General features: G+C 72.5%; 6 protein-coding genes. 4 read left to right on the top strand and 2 right to left on the bottom strand.

Translation table 11 applies throughout. The features are described from left to right. Window positions 1–688: 688 nt before the first annotated feature. Window positions 689–1,366: a hypothetical protein gene (locus B1205_RS26535; protein ID WP_089158083.1), complete on the bottom strand. Its 678-nt coding sequence runs from the start codon at window positions 1,364–1,366 to the stop codon at window positions 689–691. A gap of 69 nt (window positions 1,367–1,435) precedes the next feature. Here B1205_RS26535 and B1205_RS26530 point away from each other — a divergent pair, with 69 nt between their 5' ends. From B1205_RS26530 to B1205_RS26520, 3 genes are read left to right on the top strand one after another with little or no spacing between them, the layout of a single operon-like run. Next, window positions 1,436–4,054, top strand: coding sequence for a valine--tRNA ligase (locus B1205_RS26530; RefSeq protein WP_089158082.1), 2,619 nt, complete (start codon window positions 1,436–1,438; stop codon window positions 4,052–4,054). Then, complete coding sequence (locus B1205_RS26525; protein WP_089158081.1) at window positions 4,051–5,391, top strand: bifunctional folylpolyglutamate synthase/dihydrofolate synthase; 1,341 nt, start codon at window positions 4,051–4,053, stop codon at window positions 5,389–5,391. The genes B1205_RS26530 and B1205_RS26525 overlap by 4 nt, the downstream gene beginning before the upstream one ends. Beyond that, window positions 5,388–5,852: a DUF4233 domain-containing protein gene (locus B1205_RS26520; RefSeq protein WP_089158080.1), complete on the top strand. Its 465-nt coding sequence runs from the start codon at window positions 5,388–5,390 to the stop codon at window positions 5,850–5,852. Before B1205_RS26525 ends, B1205_RS26520 begins: the two co-directional genes overlap by 4 nt. 85 nt (window positions 5,853–5,937) lie before the next feature. On the opposite strand, the gene B1205_RS26515 is transcribed toward B1205_RS26520, so the two are convergent. Then, window positions 5,938–7,191: a VOC family protein gene (locus B1205_RS26515; protein WP_089158079.1), complete on the bottom strand. Its 1,254-nt coding sequence runs from the start codon at window positions 7,189–7,191 to the stop codon at window positions 5,938–5,940. Between the two features lie 141 nt (window positions 7,192–7,332). Between B1205_RS26515 and ndk the strand changes: the two genes are divergently transcribed. After that, window positions 7,333–7,758 carry a nucleoside-diphosphate kinase gene (gene ndk, locus B1205_RS26510; RefSeq protein ID WP_089158078.1) on the top strand — a complete coding sequence of 142 codons (426 nt, stop codon included), beginning with the start codon at window positions 7,333–7,335 and terminating at the stop codon, window positions 7,756–7,758. Window position 7,759 lies beyond the last annotated feature (1 nt).

The raw sequence follows: 7,759 nt of genomic DNA, 5'->3' as shown, positions 1-7,759 counted from the left end.
AGGGTGTGGGAGAGTAGGACACCGCCGGACAAACATTCTGTTGAGGGCCACCCCCATAGGGGGTGGCCCTCAACTGCATTCCCGGCAGGCCACCGTTTCGGTGAACTGGTGGCTCCCGTGCCGGCCTGACCCCGCCGCTTCGCCGAGGTGGCGGAGGGCCGCGGAAGTCACCACGTCAGCGAACCGGCAGATCAGGCACCACAACGGGGGCGGACACCTTCACCAGGTACGGGAAATGGCGAGGTCAAGCACTCCAGACCTCACCACCTCGGCGAAACGGCGGGCAGAGCGGTCAGGTCGGAGAAGTGGCGTCATCATTACCGGGTCACTCCCCGCCAGCACACCGCGCGGGGAGCCCCGGACGCCACCTCACCCGGAGCCACGGGGGGTTATCGCCTGGAAGTGGCGGGCGGGCCACCAGTTCGGCGAGGTGGCGGACGCCGGGGGTCCCATCTCAGGAGGGCGGTGGAGTGAGCTGGCGACTACCGACTACCCCCCTGCCGTCAGCCGCCGGCCTTCCGACACCGGCGGGACCTGGCGGCCGGGAACGTCGGCCACCAGGTCGGGAAATGGTGGGGTCACGCGGGCGCGGGTGCGACCACTTCGGCGGAGTGGCGCAGGGCCGGTGGAAATGGATGACACGACGGCCATCGGTGGCGAGCGTGTGGGGTAGATACGGGAGCGGGGGTCAGCGGTGCTGGACACCTTCGCGGATCTGCTTGAACAGCGTCGCGGCCGCGTCGACCGGTCGGCCGGGGAACATGCCGAGCACCACAGTGCCGTGGTCCGCCCACCCGCACACCGCGAAGTCGCCGCCGTCGCCGCTCGTCGTTCCGCACTTCATCACGCCGCCGAGCCGGCCGGCATCCACCTCGCGCAGCCCGGCCACCCTGCCGGTCTCGTCCGCCATCAGGGTGAAGAGCGTGTCGAGGTCCCGTTCGGGTTGCCACAGCAGCGTGGTGCCGCCGAACAGCAGCACGGATCGTCGCGCGTCCGCCGGGTCGGTGTAGACCGCGCCGTAGCTGCGGTCGAGGTCGATGTCCGCGGCGAGCCCGTCACGCAGGTAGTCGGCGGTGCTGCGGGCCCGCTCGCTGTCGTCGCGGGTGAGCCCGGCCACGCCGGCCGGCCGGTCGAGCCGGGCGTCCTTCTCGCGGAGCACGCGCCAGCCGCCGAGCCCGAGGGCACCGGCGCCGGCGAGGGCCACCACCAGGACGGCGGCGAGCGCGATCCTGCGGCGCCGCGAGGTGGGGCGTCGTTCGGGCTCCAGCGCGGGGTCGCGGCGACTCAGCCGGATCGGCTCGTCGGTCATCTCGACCGGGCCGTCTTCCCCGTCGACCGGACGCTCGGTGAGATGCGCGTCGGACATGTCCGCCACCGTACGCGAATCACCGGTGGCGCACGTCGGGTCTCCGAAAGCGCTCCGTAGACTTTCAGGGTGACCGAGAGACTGGATGCCCACCGCCCCGACGCCCCGACCCTTGCCGGCCAGTACCAGCCCGGCGAGGTAGAGCAGCGACGGTACGAGCAGTGGGTAACCGGCGGGCACTTCCGGGCGACGGCGGACAGCGACAAGCCGCCCTTCACCATCGTCATCCCGCCGCCGAACGTCACCGGGTCGCTGCACATGGGCCACGCGTTCGAGCACACGCTGATGGACGCGCTCACCCGACGTAAGAAGATGCAGGGATACGAGGCGCTCTGGCTGCCCGGCATGGACCACGCCGGCATCGCCACCCAGAACCTCGTCGAGCGGCAGCTCGCCGGTGAGGGGCTGTCCCGGCACGACCTGGGGCGGGAGCAGTTCGTCGAGCGGGTGTGGCAGTGGAAGGCCGAGTCCGGCGGCGCGATCCTCGGCCAGATGCGCCGGCTCGGCGACGCGGTCGACTGGGACCGCGAACGCTTCACCATGGACGAGGGCCTGTCCCGGGCCGTGCAGACCATGTTCAAGAAGCTCTTCGACGACGGCTTGATCTACCGGGCCAACCGGATCATCAACTGGTGCCCGCGCTGCCTCACCGCGCTCTCCGACATCGAGGTCGAGCACACGGACGACGAGGGTGAGCTGGTCTCGATCCGCTACGGCGACGAGGTCGTGGTCGCGACCACCCGGGCCGAGACCATGCTCGGCGACACCGCGGTCGCGGTGCACCCGGACGACGAGCGCTACCGGCACCTCATCGGCACCGAGGTGGCGCTCCCGCTGACCAACCGGCGGATCCCGATCGTGGCGGACGAGCACGTCGACCCGAGCTTCGGCACCGGCATGGTGAAGGTGACGCCGGCGCACGACCCGAACGACTTCGAGATCGGCCAGCGGCACCACCTGCCCTCGTTGACGATCATGGACGAGCGCGGCGTCATCACCGCGCCCGGCCCGTTTGCGGGCCTGGACCGCTACGAGGCCCGCCCGGCGATCGTCGCGGCGCTGCGCGAGCAGGGCCGGATCGTGGCCGAGAAACGGCCGTACCTGCACGCGGTGGGTCACTGCTCGCGGTGCAAGACGACGGTCGAGCCGCGGCTGTCGCTCCAGTGGTTCGTCAACACCGCGCCGCTGGCCAAGGCGGCCGGTGACGCGGTGCGCGACGGTCGGGTGAAGATCGAGCCGGCGGAGCTGGCGAAGCGCTACTTCGCCTGGGTGGACAACATGCACGACTGGTGCATCTCCCGCCAGCTCTGGTGGGGCCACCGCATTCCGGTCTGGTACGGGCCGGACGGCGAGATCGTCTGCGTCGGCCCGGACGAGGCGCCCCCGACCGGCGAGGGCTGGCGGCAGGACGAGGACGTCCTGGACACCTGGTTCTCCAGCGGCCTCTGGCCGTTCTCCACGCTCGGCTGGCCGGAGCGTACGCCGGACCTGGCGAAGTTCTATCCGACCAGCGTGCTGGTCACCGGCTACGACATCCTGTTCTTCTGGGTCGCCCGGATGATGATGTTCGGCCTCTACGCGATGGACGGCGTCCAGCCGTTCGACGTGGTGGCGCTGCACGGCATGGTGCGTGACGAGCACGGCAAGAAGATGTCGAAGTCGTTCGGCAACGTGGTCGACCCGCTGGACTGGATCGACCGGTTCGGCGCCGACGCCACCCGGTTCACGCTGGCGCGGGGTGCCAACCCCGGCCAGGACGTGCCGGTCAGCGAGGAGTGGTGCCAGGGCTCCCGCAACTTCTGCAACAAGCTCTGGAACGCCACCCGGTTCGCGCTGCTCAACGGCGCGCACACGGACGGCCCGCTGCCGGCCGCCGGTGACCTGTCGACCGTCGACCGGTGGATCCTGTCCCGGCTGGCGCACGTCACCGCCGAGGTGGACGAGCAGTTCGAGGCGTACGAGTTCGCGAAGGTGTGCGATCTGCTCTACCACTTCGCCTGGGACGACGTCTGCGACTGGTACGTGGAGCTGAGCAAGCCGGTGCTCGCCGAGGGCGGCCCGGCGGCGGACGCCACGCGCCGGGTGCTCGGTCATGTGCTGGACCAGCTCCTGCGGCTGCTGCACCCGGTGATCCCGTTCGTCACCGACGAGCTGTGGTCCGCGCTCAGCGGCGACGAGACCGTGCTGACGGCGGCGTGGCCGGTCGCCGACCGTACCCTGATCGACGACGCCGCGGAAGGCGAGGTCGGCACCCTCCAGCGGGTGGTGACCGAGGTCCGGCGGTTCCGGTCGGACCAGGGACTGCGGCCGACCCAGCGGGTCGCCGCCCGGCTCGACGGCCTGGCCGGCGCGGGCATCGCGGCGCACGAGCCGCTGGTGCGGTCGCTGGCCCGGCTCGACGCGCCCGGCGACGACTTCCAGGCCAGCGCCACGCTGGCGATGCCCGGCGCGGTGAGCGTCGCGCTGGACACCCGGGGCTCTATCGACGTGGCCGCCGAGCGTGCCCGACTCACCAAGGACCGGGCGGCGGCCGAGAAGGAAGCCACCCAGGCGCGGGCGAAGCTGGACAATCCGGCGTTCGTCGGCAAGGCGCCCGAGCCGGTGGTGGCGAAGATCCGCGACCGGCTGGCGGTGGCCGAGGCGGACCTGGTCCGCATCGACGCGGCCCTGGAGGCGTTGTCCTCATGAGCGACCGTACCGATCCGGCGTTTGCCGAGGTGGAGGCCGCGCTCGACGCGCGTGGCTTCACCCGGATGCGCTTCGAGCTGGAGAAGATCGAGAGCCTGCTCGACCTGCTCGGCAGCCCGCAGCGGGCGTACCCGTCGATCCACCTGACCGGCACCAACGGCAAGACCTCGACGGCCCGGATGATCGACTCGCTGCTGCGGGCGTTCGGGCTGCACACCGGCCGCTACACCAGCCCGCACCTGGAGACCGTCCGGGAGCGGATCAGCCTGGACGGCGAACCGGTGGGCGAGGAGCGGTTCGTCGCCACGTACCGTGAGATCGCGCCGCTGGCGGAGCTGGTCGACCAGCGTTCCGCCGAGCCGCTGACGTACTTCGACCTGACCACGGCGCTCGCGTTCGCGACGTTCGCCGACGCCCCGGTCGACGTCGCGGTGGTGGAGGTCGGGCTCGGCGGCGCGGAGGACGCGACGAACGTGATCCAGGCCGGCGTCGCCGTGATCACGCCGATCGGGCTCGACCACACCGAGTGGCTCGGCGACACCATCGAAGACATCGCGCTGCACAAGGCGGGCATCATCCACGCCGGCGCCACCGTGATCGCGGCGGCGCAGGAGGAGGAGGCTGCGCGGCCGATCCTGGAACGCTGCGCCGAGGTCAACGCCACCGTCGCCCGGGAGGGCGCCGAGTTCGGGGTGCTGCGCCGGGCGGTCGCCGTCGGCGGCCAGGTGCTCACCCTCCAGGGCCTGGGCGGGGTGTACGAGGAGATCTTCATCCCGTTGCACGGCGCGCACCAGGCGCAGAACGCGGCCGTGGCGCTGGCCGCGGTGGAGGCGTTCCTCGGCGCCGGGGCGCGGCGGCAGCTCGACGTCGAGGCGGTCCGCGAGGGCTTCGCCGTGGCCAGCTCGCCGGGCCGGCTGGAGCGGGTGCGTACCGCGCCGACGGTGCTGCTCGACGGCGCGCACAACCCGCACGGGATGGCCGCCACGGTCGCCGCGGTGCAGGAGGAGTTCGCGTTCAGCAAGCTCGTCGGCGTGCTGGCCGTGCTCGGCGACAAGGACGCGGCGAGCCTGCTGGAACTGCTCGAACCGGTGCTCGACTCGATCGTGGTGACACAGAACAGCTCGCCCCGGGCGATGCCGGTCGACGAGCTGGCGGAGCTGGCCCGGGAGGTCTTCGGGCCGGACCGGGTGCAGGTCGCCGGGGAGATGCCGGACGCCATCGAGGCGGCCGTGGCCGAGGCCGAGGCCGACGTGCCGGGTGAGCTGGCCGGAGTGGGCGTGCTGATCACCGGGTCGGTGGTGACCGTGGCCGACGCCCGCCGGCTGCTCAAGCGATGACCGACCCACGGCAGCGCCCGGACGCCGAGCCGCAGCCGGCCGACCCGGACGCCGGGCCGCGGCCGTCGTCCCGGCCGGGTGCCGGGGCGCAGCCGTCCGGCGGGTCGACACCGGAGGGGGTGCGCCGCTCCGGCCTGCGTAACCCGGACAGGGCGGTACGCGGGCTGGGCGCCGGCACGCTCTCGCTGGAGGCGCTGGTGCTGCTGCTCGCCATCCAGCCGATCCGGGTGGTCGGCGGCGACCTGGGCGGCGCGGCGGTCGGCGTCATCGTCGCGCTGGCGGTGGCCTGCGTGGTGCTGGCCGGCATGATGCGCCGCCCCTGGGCGTGGCACGTCGGGACCGTGCTCCAGGGCCTGCTGCTGCTTTCCGGGCTGCTGCACTGGTCGCTGTTCGCGCTCGGTGTGATCTTCGCGCTGGTGTGGGCGTACGCGCTGCACGTCCGGCGGGTCATCCTCGGCTGAGCGCTGTCCGCGGTTCGCTTGCCCCCGTTAGGAGGGGCCCCTTCCTATCGCTCAGGCGTTAAGAAGGGGCCCCTCCTTACGTCTGCTAGGCGTCGGCGAGGGTGCGCCACTGGGTGAGCGCGACCCCGTGGCCGTCGGGGTCGCGGAAGGCCGCCGCCCACACCTCCAGCTTGGTGCCCCGGTTGACCACGCGCGGCGCGTACGTGAACCGCACGCCGGACTCGCGCAGCCGCTCGTACGCCGCCTGGATGTCGTCGACTTCGAGGTTGACGTGCACCAGCCGGCGGCTGATCGGGGCGGCCCCGTTCACCCGGCGCAGGACCAGCCGGGTCGATCCGGAGGCGAGCACGGCGTTGCCCTCGCCCCGGTCCAGCTCGTCGAAGCCGAGCTCCCGGTAGAAGTCGAGCGACCGGTCCAGGTCGGTGACGAGCAGGGTGATGCCGACGCCGCTGATCGGGCTGGCCAGTTCGTCCGGCTCGACGTCACCGGTCGCGCCGAAGACGGCCTCGTCCAGCTCCTGCGCGGTGGGCGGCGCGTCGGACCGAGGGGGGTCCAGCGGCACGTCGACCGTTTCGATCGGCACCGTGCCGGCGTCGGCCCGCTCCTCGGTCGGTGGCCGGGGCGCCGGGGCGCGGCGGGGGAGCGGCCCGGCGACGGTCGGCTCGACCAGTTGCCCCTCCAGCACGACCGGGCCGCCGGGGCGCTGGTGGACCCGCACCGGCCCGTGATCCTCGGGCCGGGGTGCGGCGTCGTCGAGGAGCGGCTCCGGCGCGGGCGGGTAGTCGTCGCGGAAGTCGTCGTCCGGGGCACGCCCGGCCCACGGCGGCGCCTCCTGCGCGATGAGGGGGTCGTCCAGCGGGTCGGGGTCGGCGTACTCGGGCGGAAGGTCGGCCACCGCGGCGGCGGTCTCCGCGTGGGTGGGCACCTCGTCCCAGAGGACGCGGACGTGGCGCTGGTCGTCCAGGGCGACCCGGACGGGCAGCGACTGGCCCAGCGACGGCCACTTGGCGACCGGCACCCGAGGCTCGATGATCTTCTTGGAGCGGGGCGGCATCCCGGGCGCGTCGATCACCAGTTGCAGCTCGCAGCGGCCGAACGCGTACTGCGTGGGTGGTTCGGAGGCGCTGTGCACGTGCCCCAGGCCGATCACCCAGGTGCGGCCACCGCCGCGCACCGTGGCCAGGGCGATCGCCAGCACCAGCAGCGCGACGCCGAGGGCCACGATCGCCCAGCTGGTCATGCCGAGCCCGAACACGGTCACGAAGGCGGCCACGGTGCCGAGCACCCCGCCGATCAGTTTACGTACCGGCGCGATGGGGCGGTTCCCGCCATTCGCCACAGTGGACCTCCCAGGGGTTCCAGGGCCAGGTTAGGCCGCCGCGGCGGGCCACGGAAGACGCAGCCGCCGCGCCGGCGCCGGGACCGGGTCGCTACGCTGACCGTACCCAGCCCGACCCCTCGTGCACAGGAGGCAACCAGCGTGTCCAGCAGCAGCCCGGACGAGCGGACGCTCGTACTGATCAAGCCCGACGCGGTGCGCCGTGGTCTGGTGGGCGAGATCCTGTCCCGTTTCGAGCGCAAGGGCCTGCGGATCGACGCGCTGGTGAGCCGGACCATGGACGGCGACTTCGCCGACCAGCACTACGCCGAGCACGTCGACAAGCCGTTCTACCCGCCGCTGAAGACGTTCATGACGGGCGGCCCGCTGGTGGCGCTGGTGCTCGCCGGCGACCAGGTGATCGAGGTGGTCCGCGGCATGATCGGCAGCACCGACGGCCGCAAGGCCGCCGCCGGCACGATCCGGGGTGACCTGTCCCTGTCGAACCGGGAGAACCTGGTGCACGCCTCCGACTCGACCGACAGCGCCAAGCGTGAGATCGGCCTCTGGTTCCCCGAGCTGGGCTGAG

The sequence above is a fragment of the Micromonospora sp. NBS 11-29 genome (assembly GCF_002140155.1).
In the GTDB taxonomy this organism is placed as follows: domain Bacteria; phylum Actinomycetota; class Actinomycetes; order Mycobacteriales; family Micromonosporaceae; genus Micromonospora.
The sequence above is the reverse complement of the archived record's forward strand: the minus strand, read 5'-3'. Positions and strand labels throughout refer to the sequence as shown.